This is a genomic window from Rhizobium sp. CCGE 510, assembly GCF_000292525.1.
In the GTDB taxonomy this organism is placed as follows: domain Bacteria; phylum Pseudomonadota; class Alphaproteobacteria; order Rhizobiales; family Rhizobiaceae; genus Rhizobium.
In genome coordinates, this window is the sequence record NZ_AEYF01000044.1 from 179,020 (window position 1) to 196,735 (window position 17,716).

General features: G+C 59.8%; 18 protein-coding genes. All 18 read right to left on the reverse strand.

The annotated features are described in order from the left end of the window. Positions 1–31 precede the first annotated feature (31 nt). On the reverse strand, positions 32–445 hold the full coding sequence (locus RCCGE510_RS20930; protein WP_007633257.1) for a hypothetical protein: 414 nt from the start codon (positions 443–445) through the stop codon (positions 32–34). 7 nt (positions 446–452) lie between these two features. Next, a complete protein-coding gene (locus RCCGE510_RS20935; RefSeq protein ID WP_007633259.1) occupies positions 453–1,205 on the reverse strand; it encodes a flagellar biosynthetic protein FliR in 753 nt (250 codons plus the stop codon). After that, positions 1,202–3,289 (reverse strand): flagellar biosynthesis protein FlhA, encoded by a 2,088-nt coding sequence (gene flhA, locus RCCGE510_RS20940; RefSeq protein WP_007633260.1) that lies wholly within the window; start codon positions 3,287–3,289, stop codon positions 1,202–1,204. Before flhA ends, RCCGE510_RS20935 begins: the two co-directional genes overlap by 4 nt. Positions 3,290–3,379: 90 nt before the next feature. After that, positions 3,380–3,646 carry a flagellar biosynthesis protein FliQ gene (fliQ, locus tag RCCGE510_RS20945; RefSeq protein ID WP_003584287.1) on the reverse strand — a complete coding sequence of 89 codons (267 nt, stop codon included), beginning with the start codon at positions 3,644–3,646 and terminating at the stop codon, positions 3,380–3,382. A gap of 89 nt (positions 3,647–3,735) precedes the next feature. Continuing rightward, positions 3,736–4,185, reverse strand: coding sequence for a flagellar hook assembly protein FlgD (gene flgD / locus RCCGE510_RS20950; RefSeq protein ID WP_007633261.1), 450 nt, complete (start codon positions 4,183–4,185; stop codon positions 3,736–3,738). Next, positions 4,176–4,625, reverse strand: a complete 450-nt coding sequence (gene flbT, locus RCCGE510_RS20955) for a flagellar biosynthesis repressor FlbT (protein ID WP_007633262.1) — start codon at positions 4,623–4,625, stop codon at positions 4,176–4,178. The genes flgD and flbT overlap by 10 nt, the downstream gene beginning before the upstream one ends. Further along, positions 4,622–4,969 (reverse strand): flagellar biosynthesis regulator FlaF, encoded by a 348-nt coding sequence (gene flaF / locus RCCGE510_RS20960; RefSeq protein WP_007633263.1) that lies wholly within the window; start codon positions 4,967–4,969, stop codon positions 4,622–4,624. Before flaF ends, flbT begins: the two co-directional genes overlap by 4 nt. 36 nt (positions 4,970–5,005) lie before the next feature. Further along, positions 5,006–6,052, reverse strand: coding sequence for a flagellar hook-associated family protein (locus RCCGE510_RS20965; RefSeq protein ID WP_007633264.1), 1,047 nt, complete (start codon positions 6,050–6,052; stop codon positions 5,006–5,008). 3 nt (positions 6,053–6,055) lie between these two features. Further along, complete coding sequence (gene flgK / locus RCCGE510_RS20970) at positions 6,056–7,543, reverse strand: flagellar hook-associated protein FlgK (RefSeq protein ID WP_007633265.1); 1,488 nt, start codon at positions 7,541–7,543, stop codon at positions 6,056–6,058. 19 nt (positions 7,544–7,562) lie between these two features. Beyond that, positions 7,563–8,861: a flagellar hook protein FlgE gene (locus RCCGE510_RS20975; protein ID WP_007633266.1), complete on the reverse strand. Its 1,299-nt coding sequence runs from the start codon at positions 8,859–8,861 to the stop codon at positions 7,563–7,565. Positions 8,862–8,987: 126 nt separating this feature from the next. Continuing rightward, a complete protein-coding gene (locus RCCGE510_RS20980; RefSeq protein ID WP_007633267.1) occupies positions 8,988–9,659 on the reverse strand; it encodes a winged helix-turn-helix domain-containing protein in 672 nt (223 codons plus the stop codon). Positions 9,660–9,939: 280 nt separating this feature from the next. Then, entirely contained in the window at positions 9,940–10,497 is a 558-nt protein-coding gene (locus RCCGE510_RS20985; protein WP_007633268.1) for a lytic transglycosylase domain-containing protein, read from the reverse strand. Next, positions 10,445–11,887, reverse strand: coding sequence for a flagellar hook-length control protein FliK (locus RCCGE510_RS20990; protein ID WP_037079363.1), 1,443 nt, complete (start codon positions 11,885–11,887; stop codon positions 10,445–10,447). Before RCCGE510_RS20990 ends, RCCGE510_RS20985 begins: the two co-directional genes overlap by 53 nt. After that, entirely contained in the window at positions 11,884–13,179 is a 1,296-nt protein-coding gene (gene motC / locus RCCGE510_RS20995; protein WP_007633270.1) for a chemotaxis protein MotC, read from the reverse strand. The genes RCCGE510_RS20990 and motC overlap by 4 nt, the downstream gene beginning before the upstream one ends. 4 nt (positions 13,180–13,183) lie before the next feature. Beyond that, positions 13,184–14,530, reverse strand: coding sequence for a MotB family protein (locus tag RCCGE510_RS21000; protein WP_007633272.1), 1,347 nt, complete (start codon positions 14,528–14,530; stop codon positions 13,184–13,186). Further along, the gene (locus RCCGE510_RS21005; RefSeq protein WP_007633274.1) at positions 14,527–15,156 is read right to left on the reverse strand and encodes a hypothetical protein; all 630 of its coding nucleotides are present in this window, start codon (positions 15,154–15,156) and stop codon (positions 14,527–14,529) included. Before RCCGE510_RS21005 ends, RCCGE510_RS21000 begins: the two co-directional genes overlap by 4 nt. Positions 15,157–15,357: 201 nt before the next feature. Then, positions 15,358–16,320: a flagellin gene (locus RCCGE510_RS21010; protein WP_007633276.1), complete on the reverse strand. Its 963-nt coding sequence runs from the start codon at positions 16,318–16,320 to the stop codon at positions 15,358–15,360. A gap of 299 nt (positions 16,321–16,619) precedes the next feature. Further along, on the reverse strand, positions 16,620–17,531 hold the full coding sequence (locus tag RCCGE510_RS21015) for a flagellin (RefSeq protein ID WP_007633277.1): 912 nt from the start codon (positions 17,529–17,531) through the stop codon (positions 16,620–16,622). Positions 17,532–17,716: the final 185 nt, after the last annotated feature.

The window sequence follows — 17,716 nt, forward strand, 5'->3', positions numbered from 1 at the left end:
GTTACAATCCTCTAAATTAAGATCGTAACGACTATGGATTTCGAAGCTTGCTGGAGGCTGGCGTTGCGAACTGCTGATCGATGACATCGTAGACCGCACTGTCATCGGCCTCGCGGCGCTCGGCCTCGAGGGCCTCTTTCATGCCTTCTTCAAAACGGTCGCCCTTGGCGCGTTCGCGCGCCAGCCGCATCTCGTGGACCTGCTGCATGCCGGTCAGCTGCTGGTCCTTGATGCTCAGCCTGCCGAATCGATCTGCGTAATTCTGCGAGAAAGCGTGGTGGACCGGATCCATGGAGCCGAGCGCGAGGATGACGTCGTCCATCGCCGCATTGACCTCGACGCGCTGGCGGCTGGTTTCGGCCAGATCGTTCTCGGCCATCCTTTCGATATGCCGCTGCACCGAGAGCAATCGCTTCAGCTTCTGGGAGCGGTTCTTTTCCATCATGACAGCCTCATCGCCCGATATAGATCGAGCCGAAGGACTGGCCGAACTGGCTGACCATCGCCGCAATGGAGAAATAGACCAGGAAAAGCCCGCCCATCAGCAGATAGGGCGTGGAGATGAAGTAAACCGGGATCTGCGGCGCCAGCTTGTTGATGAAGCCGATCGAGACGTTGAAGATCAGGCCGTAGATCAAGAACGGGCTCGACAGCCGCAGCATGATGTAGGTGGTCTGTTCCAGCGTATCGGTAAAGGAGATCAGTGTCGCGCGCATCTGCATCAGGCCGCCGAACGGCATGGTCGTGTAGGAATCGATCAGCGCGCGGAAGACGATGTGATGAAAATCCATGATGAACAGGATCATGATGCCGGCAAAGGTGACGAAGGCGGAAAGGCTGGTCTCCGGCGTATCTTCTAGGATGTCGGCGGAGCCGGGCTGGGAGTAGCCGACCATCATGGCGAGGATCGAGGCGGCGAACTGCATGCCGAGCGTGTAGATCCTTGCCAGCATGCCGTACATCACGCCGATCAGCGATTCGCTGACGATCAGGCCGATATAGGTTCCGGAACCGGTGTGAACGGCCGGATAGACGGTGTCCCAGAGCAGCGGCATGACGGCGATCGACAGCCCGCCGGCGATGAAGACGCGCAACTGGTCGGGCACGCGCGCCGAGGAAAAACCCGGAAGAGCCAGCACACAGCCACCGATCCGGCAGAAAACCAGAAACAGCGCGAGAACGGTCCCTTGCGGGTCTGTTATCATGAAATAGAGCCCAAAATCTTTATCTCGATGCCCTTGGCCAGTTCGACATGCGACAGGACGGGCAGCGTGGCGAACAGCCGTTCGATGATCATGCGCACATAGGAGCGTGTTTCCGGCGACGTGACAAGTACGAATGGCAGGCCGCGATCCATGAACTCACGGATAACTTTAGTGGCTTGCTCACTGAATTCCTCAAGGCTGCGCGGATCGATGTCGAATTCGATCACTTCGCCCTTGGCGTCGCGCTTCAGCGCCTGGTGGAAAGCGAGATCCCATTTGCTGCCCAGCCTGAGCACACGCAGCACGCCGTTGTCGGCAAGGTCGCCACAGAGCTGCTGGGCCATGCGGATACGGACATGCTCGACGATCTGCTCAGTCTTTCTGACATGCGGGGCGAGCTCGGCCACCGCTTCGAGAATGAGGTGCAGGTTGCGGATCGACACGCGTTCGGCAAGCAGAAGCTTGAGCACCGCCTGGAGGCCCGAATAGGACATGTGCGACGAGCAGATCTCGTCGGCGAGCTTCTTGTATTCGGGGTCGAGCCGGTCGATCAGCACCTTGACGTCCTTGTAGGACAGAAGCTGCGGCAGATTGTTACGGATGACCTCGCTCATATGGGTCAGCACGACGGAGACGTTGTCGATCGGCTGGAAGCCCTCGCGTTTCAGATCGTCGGTGAAGTTTTCGAGGATCGAGACGGCAGGCATGCCGAAGGCGGGTTCGCGGATTTCATCGCCGGGGATGCTCGGCCGCCGGCCGGCACCGGTGACGACGAGGACTTCGCCGACGCGCAGCAGGTTGGAGGCCACCGTCGTGCCGTGAATGCGGATCTGGTACGATTTCTCGACGATGGCGATATCGTCGGTGACCTTGATCTCGGGCACGACGAAACCGTATTGCGTGGCAAACTTCTTGCGCATCTTGCCGACGCGGAAAGCGAGTTCCTGGTGGGCGCCGAGCAGGCGCGTCGAGACCATCTTGCCGAGTGCAAGCTCGATCTCCGAGGTCCGCAGCACCGCCTTGACCGAATCCTTTTCCAGTTCCTTGCTCTGGACGACCTTCTTTTCCTCCTGCTCGCGGCGAAGCTTGTTTTCAGCCTCGACCTGGCGCGGAATGAACCAGGCGCCGAAAGCGAGAAGACCGCCGAGGAAGGTGAAAGGGACAAACGGCAGGCCCGGCATCAGCGCCAGGACGAACATCAGCACGGCCGAGACGGAGAGCGCGCGGGGGTAACCGCTGAGCTGATTGACGACCGCCTGGTCGGTGGAGCCAGTGGTACCGCCGCGAGAAACGAGAAGGCCGGCGGCGAGCGAGACGATGAGGGCCGGCATCTGCGAGACGAGGCCGTCGCCAACGGAGAGCTTGACGAAGACGTCGGCCGCTTCGCCGATCGGCATGCCGTGGCGGAAATAGCCGATGATGATGCCACCGAAGACGTTGATGGCGGTGATAATGAGGCCGGCAACGGCATCGCCGCGTACGAATTTCGAGGCACCGTCCATCGCACCGAAGAAGGAGCTTTCCTCTTCGAGTTCTCGGCGCCGGCGCTGGGCTTCCTTCTCGTCGATGATGCCGGCCGACAGATCGGCGTCGATCGACATCTGCTTGCCGGGGATCGCATCGAGCGTGAAACGCGCGCCGACTTCGGCGATACGCGTGGCACCCTTGGTGATGACGATGAAGTTGATGGTGATGAGGATCAGGAAGACGATCAGACCGATGACGAAGTCGCCGGACATCACCAGGCTTGCGAAACCGGCGATGACGCCACCCGCTGCGTCGTGACCTTCATTGCCGTGGGACAGGATGAGACGGGTCGTCGCTATGTTCAGCGCCAGCCGGGTCATCGTCGCGATCAGCAGAATGGTCGGGAAAGACGAGAAATCGAGCGGCTTCTGAATCCACAGCGCGACCATCAGGATCAGCACCGAAAATGCGATCGAGAAGGCCAGTCCCATGTCGATCAGGAAGGCTGGGATCGGCAGGAAGAGAATGCAAATGATGCCGATGATGCCGAGGGCAAAACCGACATCGCGCAGGCTCGGGGCGACTTTCGGAAGGGGGAGTGCAGGTGGTTGCGCCATATCGATTCCGTCTCTTCATGAGAGGAGGCCGACACGAAGTCCGCCCAGTTCGGATCGAGACTTAAATGGCGAAGCTTGCGCGAAGTTGGCTCAGAAGCCGGACTGGATGCGCGAGAAGACCAGATTGGTGAAAATCGAGATCTGCGAGCCGACGAAGGGGGCGGTTACGCCGACCACGACCAGCACGGCGACAATCTTCGGCACGAACGTCAACGTTGCTTCCTGCACCTGCGTCAGCGCCTGGATCAAGGCAATGACGAGACCCACCACCATTGCAGCGAGGACCGCCGGACCGGAGGAAATCAGCACGGTCCAGATCGCCGCTTGGAACAGATCCAATGCATCAGCTTCATTCATCTGAAGGCAACCTCATATCGCCCCGAAGCAGCCCCGCCGTGGCCGGGCCGCTATTGGTTGGTATCACCCGGCGCGTCGGCGCCGCGGTATCAGGTATCGCTGTTGTCGCTGGTCGTGGTCGTCGTGGCCGGCGCCTGGCTGGCAACAGTGATTCCCGCCTGCACGAGTATCTTACCGCCATCCTTGGTGGTCGCAATGACGCCGTCGGAATAAACTTTGACGGAATCGACGATGCCTTTGACGCTGCCATCAGCGCTTTCCATGTATTTGCCGACGTAGCTGCTGGCCTGGGTCAGGCTGGAGCTGGACAGCAGCGTGTCCAGCTTGGTGTTGGTCTGGATCGTCTGCTCGACCTGCGAGAAGCTTGCCAGCTGCGACATCTGCTCGCTGGCATCGACAGGATCGGTCGGATCCTGGTTCTTCATCTGCGCGATGAGCAGCTGAAGGAAATTGTCGTAGTTCAACGTCGCCTTCTGCTGGGCCGAATTCGTCGAGCCGGTCGTCGACGTGCTCACGCTTGATGTTGCATCTACCGCCATGGTGCAATCTCCCTGCGAATCTGCTCGACCATCGTCGGCGGCATTTCGTGGTTGTTGAGGATATTGTCTTCAATCGCATAGAGGCCGCGGATCGCTTTCAATGCATCGAAGGCGCGGCCGGTCGACACAAGCGCATCAATGCGCTTCAGTTCGGCGAGGATTTCCTCGTTTTTGAAGCAGCTGAGCAGCATGGTGATCGACTTGCGGAACATCGCCGTCGAGTGGTCCTTGCCCTCGGGGTTGATGAGGATCATCTGCGCGATGAAATAGAGCTGACGCAGGGGCGTGGTGGCAGCTTCCGGCTGCAGGACGTGATTTTCGAGAAGGAACGTCACATCATTCAGGAATTCCAGCGCGACCTTGCGGTCGACGCGCAGGACGGCGCCGTTGATGAAGATTCTTTCTCCGGCTTTCAGAGAAATGCGAAGTGTACTTTTCATTTAAGTCCATCCCTGATGATGGTGGTAACGTCGATGATGCCCTGGTAGTTATTCGACAGGCGTTTTCGGATCCTGTCGCATTCCTTCAATATCCAGATCGCGATCGAGATGAGGTTGGCCCTTAGCTGGATCTCCAGCTGATTGTCGGGATGTTTCAAATCCTCGATGAAGCTGATCCACACCCGGCGGGTATAAAACAGCGCTTCGATGGCTTCCCGGCCGTATTTTTCCTTTTCGCGCGCCAACGACAGCAGGTCTATGGACCGGTCAAGAACCTGCCATTCCCGCTCTTTCGCGTCGGCCACCGAGTCCTGCAGGACTTCGGCATATGAGAACTGATACATTCATGCATCCTTCTTTATACTGCGCGCCTTTGCTCATCAAAGGTAGTTTACGAGACTCAACTGCTGGATCTTCGAGACGATCGTATAAGCCGTTTCAAGCTGTGTTTCCAAAGTCTTGACGAGGGTCGAGGCCTCGTAGGGATCGACGCCCTGAAGATCGACGAGCTTGTTCTTGATGATGTTCGACTGGGCGTCGAGGGCGTCGTTGGACTTCTTGACGCGCTCCTGGGAAAGGCCAAGCTGGCTTGCCTGCGTCACGAGGCCGCTGGTCGCCTTCGTCGTGTAGGTGATCGCCTGTTTGGACACCGTGCTCATCGCGTCGCTGCTGAGGTTCTGGCCGAGCAGCGCCGAGGTCATCACCGAGGCGAGCGCCATGTAGCGCATGCCTTCGGAATTGGCGTTGGTCGAGGATTCGATCACTTCGGAGTTGCTGATGCGGCTTGTCATGTTCTGGTTCGATGCCTGCGACCAGCCGGTCGTCGCATTGGTCCAGTTTGCCTGGCTGAACATCGGCTCCACCGTCGTCGTGATGAAGGTGCTCATCTCGGTGCCTGTGAGAGCACTGACCGCCTTGCCGAGGCCCGTCGCATAGGTGTTCAACTGTGTAACGATGGCGGCACTCGTCGCTGTCGTCTTATCGGTCAGCGGCTGTACATCAGTATTGATGCCGGAGAACAGATATTCGCCGTTCACCATGGTATTGGCCGTGTCCATCATGGTGGACAGAGCGCTGGTCGCCGACTGGATGGCGACGGTGATGCTGCCGGGATCATGGCTGCCCTGGAGCGCCGTCAGCTTCGAAACCAGGCCGTCGCCGACGTCCTTCATCTTGGAGAGGCCAAGCTGGGAGGATTCCATGCGGGCGGTGACGAGCGAATTGCTTGCTTTGATCGAGTCGATCCTGTCGGTCTCGCGGCTGAAGTCTACGCTTCTGGCGGCATTGCCGCCGAGCGAGACGCCGATATCCGCATAGACTCCCGTCGTTGCCTCCATCGTCGCCTTGGTCATCTGGTTTTGCGCCTGACGGATCGTCAACCGCATCGCATTCTGAATGGCCGAACTTGAAATAAATGAGCTCTTCATGGCTTAACTCGCAATATCCAGCAATGACTTCAGCATTTCGTCGACGGCGTTCAGGATCTTGGTCGCCGCCTTGTAGGACTGCTCTATGTCGAGAAGCAGCGTCAGTTCCTCGTCGAGGTTGACGCCGGTCTCATTGGAATAGGCTTCGTCGGAGCGCGACAGCGCCGCCGAGGTGTTTTCCGCCGCCGTCGTAGCGTTGCTGCGGTACTGCTCGAGCCAGCCGAGAGAATTGGTGGCATATTCCATGATGCTGACGTTGGAATCGATGCCCGTCGTGGCGTCGAAACCGACTGCCGGTCCTGCTGCCGGGTCGAAATCGATGTCGGAGCCCAACGCGGTATAGAGGCGATCGAGGTCCGTCGTATAGCCGCTGAGGTGGGTAGGATTGTTGACCACGCCGTTGGCGTTGACACCGCCGTCGCGCAGGCGCATCGGATCGCCGCCCTGCGCGGTGATGACGCGGCTGCTGACGGTGATGGTCGATGCCATGCCGGCAATCGCGGTGCCGCCTGTGTCGACCGTGCCGCCGCTCCAGGTAAAGAGGCCGGGCACATAGGCCGGGCCGGCCGCGGTGTTCTGCTCCTTGAAGAGTGAGACCAGGCCGCGGGCGACTTCGTCGAGCTGCTTCTGGAAATTCGGGGCGATCTCGTCACGGACCTGGAGGAGCGATTGAAGGCTCCCCTGTGCCGTCGTCGTCGACCCGTTGCCGCGCGGTAGTGCGACACCGTCGATATAAACCGAATTGCCGACAGTGGTAGCGGTATAGACATCCTGAGACTTGAACGTCACCTTACGCGGAACCGTCTCGAAGAGGATCGTCCCGTCGGAGGTGCTCAGCACCATGTCGTTGTTGTCGCGCGTCGTGGTGTTGACGCCGACGATCTGCGAAATCTGCTTGAGAGCCTTCTCGCGTTCATCGAGAGCGCCGGAGGCATCCGCACCCGAGGCCGTGGCGGTCTTCACCGCGTTATTGGCCTTCTCGAAGTCACTGAGGAGCGTATTCAGCTTATCGACGTCGGTGGCGATCTGCTTGTCGGCGGTGGCGCGGACGTCCTGAACGGATTGCGAGGCATTGTTCAGCGAGTTGGCGACGTCCTGAGCGGCAGTGATGGCGCCTTGAGCGGCGACGGTGCTGCCCGGCGTCGTGCGGAAGGCCTGAAGCTTCTGCTGGAAAACACCGAGGTAGGTGGATGGCGACGTTTCGTAGTCGTTGCCACCCACGATCGACTTGAGGTCCTCAAGACCGCCGAGCAGGGCTTGCTGGGCGCTGTCCTGCGAGGATGTCTTCAGATATTGCCGCAGCAGGGCTTCTTCCTGTGCCCGGTCGATCTTGACGACCTGGGCGCCGTTCAAGGACGTGGTTAGCATCGCCTGTCGGCGCACGTAATCTTTGTTGCCCGCATTCGAGATATTGTTCGATACGACACTGCTCTGCGTGCCGGTATTGTTGAATATGTTCTGCGCGGTATTAAGTGCTGACGTGAGCGACATGGCTTAGCCGTTACCCTGCTTATCTCTTGAGGTTGACGAGGACGTCCATGATGTCGGAACCCGTCTGGAAGACCTTGGAATTGGCGGTATAGCTGCGCTGCGATTCGATCATCTCGGTCAGCTCGCCGGCAAGGTCGACGTTCGAACCCTCGAGGGCGCCCGATTTGATCGTGCCGAGACCGTTGGTCTGCGGGAAGCCGGTGACAGTGACGCCAGACTGGCCGTTGGCGCTGTAGACGTTGCCGCTCATCAAGGTCAATTTGTCCGGGCTTGCGACGTTGGCGAGCGGAATGCGGTAGAGCGGCTTGGTGCTGCCGTCTTCATACTTGGCATAGACGATGCCGTCGCCATCGATCGTGACATCCTTGACCGGAGTCGCCGCCTGGCCGTTCGGCGTTCCGGTACCGGCAAAGGCGGCGCCGAGCTGCGTCAGGCCGGAGAAATCCATGTTGATCGTCTGGCCGGTCACCGTGTCGGTGATTGGGACAGGGGCAGTCGAGGTCATCTTGCCGTTCGAGTCGAAGGTGAGCGTGCCGGTGCCGACTGGGCCACCGGCGGTGTAGGGGAAGGAGGTGGTGCCGCCAACCGCCGCGTTGGCGTTGCGGAACATCGCCACTTCCCAGGTGGCTGCCGTGGCGGGAGGTGCCGGCGGCGGCGCTGCCGCGACAGAGGCTTTCGTGAAGTAGAAGTCGTACATCACTTTGTTGCCGAGACGGTCGTAGGCGACCATCGAGACCTTCTTGGTGTCGGTCGTCGGGGTGGCGGGGTTGGCGCTCGGCCGGCTCGCGGCGGCAACGACGTTGGCGTTGGAATCGAGGTTGCCCTTGAAGATACCGGAGGTCGAGGCGATGGCGGTCAGGCCATCCTGAGTAACGTTGACGGGAACGAGGCCGTCGAAGCCGTTGACGACGACGGCGGGAGAGCCGGAGTCGTAGGAATAGCCCATCAGCTGGAAGCCGGCGGCGTTGACGAGATTGCCTTCATCGTCCTTCTGGAAATCGCCGGCGCGGGTCAGAACCGGCGTGCCGTCAGCGCCTTGGACGATGAAAAAGCCGTCGCCCGAGATCGCAAGGTCGGTGCTCGAGGTGGTGTAAGAGATATCGCCCTGGTCGGAGACGGCCTGACGGACCGAGCTCTGTACACCACCGGAATTGTAGTTGCCGCCTGAGGAAGGCAGAACCAGCGACGAGAAGCTCGTCGACACGGCCTTGTAGCCGGAGGTGTTCACGTTGGCGATATTGTCAGCGACGGTGCTGAGGCGGTTCGCCTGCGCGTTCATCCCCGATACTGCCGTCTTCATGCTGCCGAAAATGCTCATCTGAAAACCTCGTTTTACCTGTTAAGCTCGAGAGTATTTGGCGGGCCTTGCGTGAAGCTGTCTGTCATGGCGCGCTGCGAGGCCAATATCGAGATTTAGCCGGGCGCTGCCGCCCGGCCGGAAAAATCAGGCCCAATCGATGCAGTAACCAAGGAAGCGCTTGGAATCGACCGGATCGACGCCGAGCTTTTTGCGCAGCTTCTTGCGCAGCTTGGAGATGTGGCTTTCGACGACGTTCTCCTCGACCTCTTCATCGAAGATGCCGTAGATGGCGTTGAAGATCTGGGTCTTGGTGACCCGGCGACCGCGATTGGCGATCAGATATTCGAGGATGCGGCGCTCGCGCCGGGGAAGCGCGAAGACTTCGCCGTTGATCTCGGGGTCGCGACCGTCCGAGAAAACACGGATCCCACCGATTTCGGTATAGTTGGAGATCGCCTTCAGCCGGCGCCGGATCGCAGCCGCCCTTGCGAGGATTTCGCGGGGATGCACGGGTTTGCGCACCACGTCGTCGACGCCGCAATCGAACAGTGCAAGGGTGTTTTCCAACGAGTGCTGGTCGCTGACCGCAATCACCGGCGCCATCGACCGGTCTCGGATCGCTCGGGGCAGTTCGTAGTTACGCTGACCCTGACCGATCAGGAAGGCCTCGACTGCCGCTATATCGGAATCGGCGGCGGTCTGCACCCACTCGCCGAATTCAGTCGGATCAAAGCCGGTGGAGGGAATGCCCTCACGGCCAAACAGAGATGTGTATCCATCTTTCACGAGCTCACGCTCATCAACCACGACGATCATTCGTCCGCCTCCGAATCAGTCTGGCACTTCGATGATCTATGGGTACGAATCGCACGAATCGGCGACAACTCGTTAAAGTTAATGGCAGAAACTAATAATTGATTAAGATCTGTGTGGCGATTTGATCTATATCTAGTGGGTGAGATTGTTTATGCACACCAAAATTTCGTGGAAAAGTTAACGGTCTCTTAATTATGACTTGCGCGGGTGATTCACGCCGGATTCCTGCCATATTGTGACACAGTTTCGTCACAATACGCCTCTTCTATCTTTGGTTGAATCAATTTCGGCAAAAGTTACTCGCATTGGGAGTCCACTTGCCGTAGCCCGTGGCGACCAGATTGGCGATGACGCGGCAGACATACTGCTTCTGCGCGGGGTCGTTATTAGGCCCTGCGTGGTACCTGGCTACCGCCATCGTCCATGTCTCGTGACGGTCATGCAGGTTTCGGAGAAATTTTGCCGCATATTCCACATTGCGATGCGGATCGAACATATCCTCGGCCGAGCCGAAATTTCCGCCATGATAGTAGTGGTTGATCTGCATGCAGCCGATGTCGATGAGTTTGGCGCCACTGCTGCGAGCGACATCGAACTGCCTCATCGCATCCTGTTCCGAGGGCGGAAAGAACGCCTTGCCTTCGACGTTCATGGCATAGGGATAGAGCGAGCCCTTGCGTCCGGTCTCCGTCAGGCCGACCGAATAGAGGATGCCTTCCGGGATGCCGTATTTGGCAGCTGCCGACTGGATCTCACGCTCGCAGGCGCCGGTAGAGGCTACAGCCTCAGAGGTAAACGCCGCCAGTGCCGCCGCTGCGGCCAGCAGAAACGTCTTCAATACCGGTCTCGCCTGCGCCATTGAAGCCTCCATCCGTCCGCGCTGCCGTCTGATTGTGGCGCTCGCGCGCCTCGCCGCCCTGCCCCTGCTGAGGGAGCGACTGCTGCTGGGAGGCCTGGCTGCCTGCCTGATTGCCAGCGTCGCCACGCTCGACCGGCGCCATGCTGATAGTGACATTGTCGACCGCGTAGCCCTGGCTGCGCAGAGCTTCAAGGATCTTGCCGTGATCTTCCTTCATCTGACGATAGGCCGAGCCGGTTTCGACCTTGAGGTCGATGTTCAGGGCGTCGCCGGACAGGCGCATGGTGGCCGTCACCAAGCCGAGATCGAGCGGGTTCATCTGGATCTTCAGCGTGTTGACCACCTTGCCGGTGCTCGTCCATTCCGCCGCGTTGGATAGTGCCGAGCTCGGCTGCATGGCGCGCGCCCATTCTGAATCGCCGGAGAGAGCGGCGGTGACGGAGGCGGAATTCGAATTCTGCATCAGGCCGATATAACGGCGCGATTCCAGGACCGAAACATTTTCGACATCGGCCTTCTTCGAGCCGTCCTTCGGCCCGGCCTGATCGGTGCCGAGGTGAACATCCATCGACACGCCACGGCCATCGGCGCGGCTGATTCTGAACATCCTGCCGTCGGCGGCTTCGGCATTCTCCGATCCGGGAACCTTGACGTCATCCGCCTTGTCGCTGTCGAGGTTGCCGCTGACGGCCGCCAGGGCATCCGACGCATGGCCGCCTGCCTTGGCTTCGATACCATCGAGCTTCTTGCCGTCGGGTTTGACGTCATCGGCTTTGGCGGAGGGGTGATGCGCGCCTGCTGCCGCCGATAAAGCGACCGCGCCGTCGGTTGGTTCCTGCTTCAGCAGGCCGAGGACATCGGAAATGCCGCCGTCATCATCGTCGCCGTCGTTGTCTGTATCGGTTTCCAATGCATTGGCCTTGGCGTGTTTGCCGCCTTTGGCTGCCTGAGCGACCTCCTCGGCCGAGCGGTCCTTTGGATCGAGCTTGCCAGCGGCAAGATCCGCCGACATTTTGACCGCGGCCTTTCCGGGCTTTGCCGCAACCTTTTCGGCATTGGCGATCGCTTCCGGCTGCACCTCAGCCTGCGCCTTCAGCGCGGCGTCGCGGAGATCAATCAACGGTTTTGCGCCGTGGCGGCCGCGGATCGTCTGCGCCACTTTCTCGGCACTGCCATCAGCAACCGCACCCTGATCGGACTGCGCATCGTCGGCGTCGTCATTGGCGGTACCGCCGCTTGCCTTGGCAAGCGCGTCGGAGAAGCCATTCTTCTGGCCGGCAGCATCGTCTTTTCCGGCCGGTCGCGCAGATTTCGCAATCGCGGCGGACTCCGCACCGGCGGCTCCGCCGGAGACGCTCATATCCATCATTGTTCGTTGCCTTCCTGCGCCAGAAGACCGTCGATCTCGTCGAGCTTGGACCGATTGGTCGTCATAAATGCGTTGAATGAGGGGTCGGTACCCTGGCTCTGGCCAGTCGATGCCACACCTCCCGGAACAGGCTCGGGAAGCGCGCCTGGCGCTCCCGGTTGCGTCGTGATAGCCGCAGCCTTTTCAGAAGTGATTTCTTGATTAGAAGTGTTAGGATTCGGGGCTTGCGTCAAGCTTGCCGGGTCGGGAGCGCGCAGGATCTGATCGGCAACCGATCGCGCCGCCTCCTGCAGCGCCTGATCGCGCGGTGAAAGCGTGTTGCCGGCGATGCCGGTGACATTCTTCGCCGCCCGGTCGACATCATCGGTGGGAAGGCCGGCCATGCCGCCATAGAAATCCGCCAGCGGACCGAAAGCATTGTCGGTGCCGCCGCCAAGCGACTGCACACGCTCGACCGCCATATGCGCCAGCTCCGGCTTACCCGCGATCGCGGCAGCGCGGGCGATGCGCAGATAGACCTCGCGCTGGCGCGGCGCGTCCATGAAGGACAGGATGTCGATGACGTCCTGCGGCTTTACGTCGTGATCGTGGCCGACGACGAGCGTGACGAAAAGATCGGCGAACTGGCTGGCATAGGGCGAATGCAGGAAGCGCCTGATATAACGCTGCGAATAGGCCATTCCCCTGTCGAGCATCCCCTTGTCGACGCAGATGGCGACTGAGCGGCGCAACGCCGCTTCCTCGACGATCGTACCAGGTGCTGCAAGGCGCGCCTGGTCATAGAGATCCAGCGCGTCTGTCGGCTTCGTCGCGATCAGCACGTTGCCGCCTATCAACGCAAGGTAAGGGCCGATTTTCTTGTCGCGGTATTCCCTGGCCATCTCTTCCAGCGTCTTGGCGACGAGCAGCCCCTTGCCGCTCAGATATTTTCTGAGGACATCGGTAACACGGTTGTCGAAATAGCCGTTGACGTCGTGGGCGATGAGATATTCGAGCGTCTGCGGATTGCCGCCGCTCATCGCGTAAATCAACGCTGCGTCGACATTGCGGTCGTCATCGAAGACCGACGTAGCGACGCTGCGCAGCCGCTCGTCGATCGTGCCCAGCATGAAGCGCTGCATCTCACCGGCCGAATGATCGCCGGAGACCACGGAATCCTGCACGAACTGCAGCGACCGCATCATCTTGTACGGCTCGAGATCGTCCGGGTCCTGCGCCCTGCCTGCGGCCGACGAAAGCAACGCCAGGCCGAGGGCCACAAATCCGACATAGCGATGCTGCCGACGCGCCATCCTGTTATCCTCGATCCGCCTGCACCAGAATCTCGATCCGGCGGTTGGTCGCGTTGAACGGGTCGGACGGCAGCTTCAGCCGACGGTCGGCGAAGCCCGAGACCTGGGAGATACGCTTCTCGTCGAACCCGCCGCGCACGAGCATGTAATAAGCGCTCTGGGCGCGGTCCATCGAAAGCCGCCAGTTCTCGTTCTGCCCGCCCTTGTACGGGCGCCCGTCCGTGTGGCCGCGGATGGCGACCGCGCCACCCCTCTCCTTCAGGATCGCGCCGATCTTTTCCATGGCGAGCACCATCTCCTGACGTGGAACCGCAGAACCGATATTGAACATCGAATCGTCGTTCTGGTCGGAGATGCTGACCAGCAATCCGCCTTCGGATGCCGTCACGGTCAGACCTTCTGCAAGCTTTCCCGCAACGCCGCCGATCTGCTGGGCGATCTGCTCCTGCAGCTGCTCTGCTTCCTTCTGCTGCTGCTCTGTCTCATCAGTGCTCTTGTCGGCATCCTTCTGATGATCGGCGTCCTTTTGCGCTTCGGCCTTCTTATCGCCTGCCTTCTTATCGCCAGACTTTTTGTCATCCGGCGCCTTGCCGTCCTTGGCCTCGACCGCGCCCTTGTTTTCCTTGGTTTCTTTGAGTTCCTGGGCGGCGGCCTTCTGATCGGTGGTCAGCGGTACCGGCTTCATATCCTCGACCTTGGCGATCTCGGTTGTCTCGCTCTCGGCCGCCTGCTCATCGCTCTTGCCCGGAGGCGCGGACTTACCGGCTGTCGTGACCTCGACCTGCTTCGTCCAAAAATCCGGATCGAAGGGATCGCGATAGGCCTCGCCGCCGTCGGCACCGGTGGCCGGGCCGGAATCGGAGGCACCGCCGTCGCCCTTGGCGCTGACATTGGCCTGCTGGCCGACTTCCTGGGCGATCTCGGCGAGAACCGAATAAGGGTTTTCAAAGAAATCGGCCTCGGAATAATTTGTTTGATCCCCCGACGTCGAGGTCTGGTCGTCACCATCCGCCGAGGCCTTGCCGTCGTTCGGATTTTCTTCCTTCTGCTTCGACTTCTCCTGCTTCTCCTCTCCCTCGGCATTGTCGACGGGCTTCTTCAGGCCCTTTTCGGTCGGCTTTTCATCGGAGAGCTTGATCGGATTAAAATAGGTCGCGACCGAAGCCTTGGTCTCCTCGTTGGCGGCATTGACCAGCCACATGACCAGGAAGAACGCCATCATCGCCGTCATGAAGTCGGCATAGGCAATTTTCCACGCACCGCCATGGGAGCCATCGTGATCGCCGCCGCCATGTCTCTTGACGATGATGATCTCGTTCTTGCCGTGGTGGTGGTTCTCGCCTTCGCTCATTCCAGAACTTTCTTCAAGCTGGCCGCCCAGGCGGACATACGGGTGACGATAACGGATTCACCGATCTCGACGGCAAGATCGATATCGTCAGTCTCAACGTGGCGAACCGCCCCGGCATGTTCGCCGAGTTCGGCGTTCAATATGTCGAAAAGCCGGATAGGGCCCCGGACGACGATCGGTCCGGCCGCGCCCTCGAGGATGGCGGCGCGCAGCAGGGCGGCGAGGCTTTCGGCAGCCTTGGCGGCGAGCGCGTCGGTCATCACGGGCGCGATGGCGGCGGCAGCGCCGGCGCTGACCAGCTGCGCGACCTCTTCGGCGATATCGCGGATGCGGGAGGCAATGACCGCCGCCGCCTCGACTTCGTAGCGAAGCTTCAGCTCCTCGAGCTCACGCGCATGGACCTCGGCCAACGTCTGGGCCTCGGCTTCGTATTTCTCGGTCAAATCAGCGGTGGCTGCGGCATGACCTTGTGCATAGGCCTCGCGGCGCTCCACCTCGACGTCGATTGGCGGTTCGCTCGGTATTTCGGAAAAACCGTCGTCGCCAAAATCGTTCATGTCGATGATCGGCGCTGATGGCTCCGGTTCACCGAAATCCTTCAAATACCGGGAAAGCGTAATGCTCATAAAAAACCATCCAGCATCCGGGAGGCATGCAGCATATCCAGCCCCGCTCAAAACGACCTTGCGCTCAGGCACGTCGTTTCGAAACGGGCAAGGGCTTCACCTTGCGCCGGCACGGATTCGGACGATGCCTTCATGCCGGAAACTAGGAAGTCAAACTTGCGCGAGGATGAATGGCGCCGCCATCCGCAATCGCGCTCACCTTTATTCCAGCAGAATCAGAATCTTGCTCGAAGCCGTGTTGAGGATCGAGATTGCTTCGACAGCCATCTGCTTTTGGGTTTCGATCGCTTTCTGCCGGATCGAAGCCTCGTCCATGTCGGTATCGACGAGCGCACCAACGCTCTTGTCGATCGAATCGGCGAGATCGGCGGTATAATCTATCTGATCGTCGATACGCGTCTTCATCACGCCGATTGAAGCGGCTGTCGTCGTCAGCGAGGAGAGCAGCGAGTCGGTCACATCAAGCATATCGGTGAGTTGCGCATCGGTGGTATTCTGGCCGATCGCAATTTCCGTCCCTGTCGCCGGCGTGGTCGAGTTGGCGTTCAGCAGATAGTAGTTGCGCGCCGTAGCGCCGCTGTTGTTGATCGCATTAGCGTCGGCCGCCTTGGTGAACAGGCCACCGCTCGCATTGTTCTTGTCGATGAGGATGGTCTGCGACGACGGGAAATCGATGGTCCGGGCCTGATATTCGCCGGTCGGAGCGCGCACGAAGCTTGAGATGACCGACCATGTCGGGGGCGCGGTGGTATTTCCGTTCAGCAGCCAGTTCTCACCCGCAAACGAAGTCGATTCAACGACCGTCTGCAGTTGCTGCTTGTATTCGCTGATCTCGGCGTTGATCTTGTCCTTGTCGGTGCCCGGCTCTCTTGCCGAAACCAGCTTGGCGCGAATCTGCCCCATGAGATCGATCGCCGAATTCATCGCCGTGTAGGTCGCGTCCACCTTGGCCGCGCCCAGACCGAGCGCATCGCCGATCGTTCCGAGATTGGTGCTGTCGGAGCGCATGACGGTCGCAACCGACCAGTAGGACGCATCGTCGGCGGCCGTCTCGATACGATATCCCGAGGATACTTGCTGCTGGGTCTGGCCGGCTTCTTTGTTGATGCTGCGCAGCACCGCAAGCGCATTCACCGCGGCCGCGCTGGTAATCTTAACGGTCATCGACAGGCTCTCGGAGTAGGATAAAAGGGCAGGCCGGATTACCGGCGGCGACTAAGTGGCGTCATGCCTCCGGCAGGGTTTCCACCGGTGTGTCGCAAAAGCAAATCAACTCAAAGCGACGTTAACTCGATATCAACCTGTTCCGCAAGAGCGCGATGCCGAACCCGCCGCGCCGATCGTGATGGAAGTCAAGCCATTGATAGAAAATAAAGAACCGCGCCGTTTCGGGCGCGGTTCGGGAGGCTTTTTGCTTGCTGCCGGACGATGGCGCAAGATTCGATCCAGCTTCAGTGTCCGATTTAGCTGCGGAACAGCGTGAGGATGTTCTGAGCGCTGGAGTTGGCGATCGACAGCGACTGGATGGCCAGCTGCTGCTGCGTCTGCAACGCCGTCAACTTACTCGATTCCTCTTCCATATTGGCGTCAACGAGGCGGCCGACGCCCGAGTCAATCGAATCACTGAGTGCTCCAACGAAGTTTTCCTGCAGTTCGATGCGGGTGGAAATCGAGCCGAGCTGCGATGCAGCCTTGGTCATCGAGTTCAGGCCAGCCTCGATTGAGGTCAGGGCCATGGAGATCTCAGCCGAGCCGAAGCTGCTGATGTCCATCGAGTAGATCGAGCCGATTGTGCCGTATGATGTGCCGATAATTCCCGAGCTCGTCTCGATCGTACCGGTCGAGGTCATGCCAAAGAGGACGTTGCCCTGAGAGCTCGTGTCGAGAATGTAGTCCGTCGTCTTGACCGAGACATTGCCGCTGCCGTCGCGCACGAAAGTGGAAACCACGCTCTTGGTGCCGTCAGCGCCGGCTACCCAGTTTTCACCGGAGAAGGAAGCCGATTGCCCGATGCTCAGGAGCTGCTGCTGCAGCTGGCCGATTTCCTCCTGGACCTTAGTCTTGTCGACGCCCTTTTCGGTGGCGGCGACGATCTTCGCCTTGATCTCGCTGATGATGTCGATGGCGCTGGACATGGCGGAGTAAGCGGTGTCGACCTTGGCGGCGCCGAGGCCGAGCGCGTCGGAAACGGCGGAAAGTGCTTTGTTGTCCGAACGCATGGTCGTTGCGATCGACCAATAAGCGGCGTTGTCGGCTGCCTTTTCGACGCGGTAGCCCGATGATACGCGGTTCTGCGTGTTCTCTAGGCCGGCGTTGATTCCGCGGAGTGTTTGGAGGGCGGCCATTGCCGCGACGTTGGTCAAAATGCTGGTCATGAAATTATTGCCCCTTGTCGGCAGATAGAAAAAAGGGACATTCCGGAACGCTACCGGGAACGGGGACCAGCCTCATGCCTGTTAACCGATTCTTAGATTTGGTTAACCCACCGTGTCGTTGACCTGAGAAAACAGCATTATGGTTAATCGATCGTTAACGGACAAAAAAAACCGCGCTCCATGGA

What these genes read in the sequence shown, in the direction of transcription:
- RCCGE510_RS20930 (WP_007633257.1), bottom strand. Translation starts at nt 445, where the DNA reads ATGATGGAAAAGAACCGCTCCCAGAAGCTGAAGCGATTGCTCTCGGTG.
- RCCGE510_RS20935 (WP_007633259.1), bottom strand. Translation starts at nt 1,205, where the DNA reads ATGATAACAGACCCGCAAGGGACCGTTCTCGCGCTGTTTCTGGTTTTC.
- flhA (WP_007633260.1), bottom strand. Translation starts at nt 3,289, where the DNA reads ATGGCGCAACCACCTGCACTCCCCCTTCCGAAAGTCGCCCCGAGCCTG.
- fliQ (WP_003584287.1), bottom strand. Translation starts at nt 3,646, where the DNA reads ATGAATGAAGCTGATGCATTGGATCTGTTCCAAGCGGCGATCTGGACC.
- flgD (WP_007633261.1), bottom strand. Translation starts at nt 4,185, where the DNA reads ATGGCGGTAGATGCAACATCAAGCGTGAGCACGTCGACGACCGGCTCG.
- flbT (WP_007633262.1), bottom strand. Translation starts at nt 4,625, where the DNA reads ATGAAAAGTACACTTCGCATTTCTCTGAAAGCCGGAGAAAGAATCTTC.
- flaF (WP_007633263.1), bottom strand. Translation starts at nt 4,969, where the DNA reads ATGTATCAGTTCTCATATGCCGAAGTCCTGCAGGACTCGGTGGCCGAC.
- RCCGE510_RS20965 (WP_007633264.1), bottom strand. Translation starts at nt 6,052, where the DNA reads ATGAAGAGCTCATTTATTTCAAGTTCGGCCATTCAGAATGCGATGCGG.
- flgK (WP_007633265.1), bottom strand. Translation starts at nt 7,543, where the DNA reads ATGTCGCTCACGTCAGCACTTAATACCGCGCAGAACATATTCAACAAT.
- RCCGE510_RS20975 (WP_007633266.1), bottom strand. Translation starts at nt 8,861, where the DNA reads ATGAGCATTTTCGGCAGCATGAAGACGGCAGTATCGGGGATGAACGCG.
- RCCGE510_RS20980 (WP_007633267.1), bottom strand. Translation starts at nt 9,659, where the DNA reads ATGATCGTCGTGGTTGATGAGCGTGAGCTCGTGAAAGATGGATACACA.
- RCCGE510_RS20990 (WP_037079363.1), bottom strand. Translation starts at nt 11,887, where the DNA reads ATGATGGATATGAGCGTCTCCGGCGGAGCCGCCGGTGCGGAGTCCGCC.
- motC (WP_007633270.1), bottom strand. Translation starts at nt 13,179, where the DNA reads ATGGCGCGTCGGCAGCATCGCTATGTCGGATTTGTGGCCCTCGGCCTG.
- RCCGE510_RS21000 (WP_007633272.1), bottom strand. Translation starts at nt 14,530, where the DNA reads ATGAGCGAAGGCGAGAACCACCACCACGGCAAGAACGAGATCATCATC.
- RCCGE510_RS21005 (WP_007633274.1), bottom strand. Translation starts at nt 15,156, where the DNA reads ATGAGCATTACGCTTTCCCGGTATTTGAAGGATTTCGGTGAACCGGAG.
- RCCGE510_RS21010 (WP_007633276.1), bottom strand. Translation starts at nt 16,320, where the DNA reads ATGACCGTTAAGATTACCAGCGCGGCCGCGGTGAATGCGCTTGCGGTG.
- RCCGE510_RS21015 (WP_007633277.1), bottom strand. Translation starts at nt 17,531, where the DNA reads ATGACCAGCATTTTGACCAACGTCGCGGCAATGGCCGCCCTCCAAACA.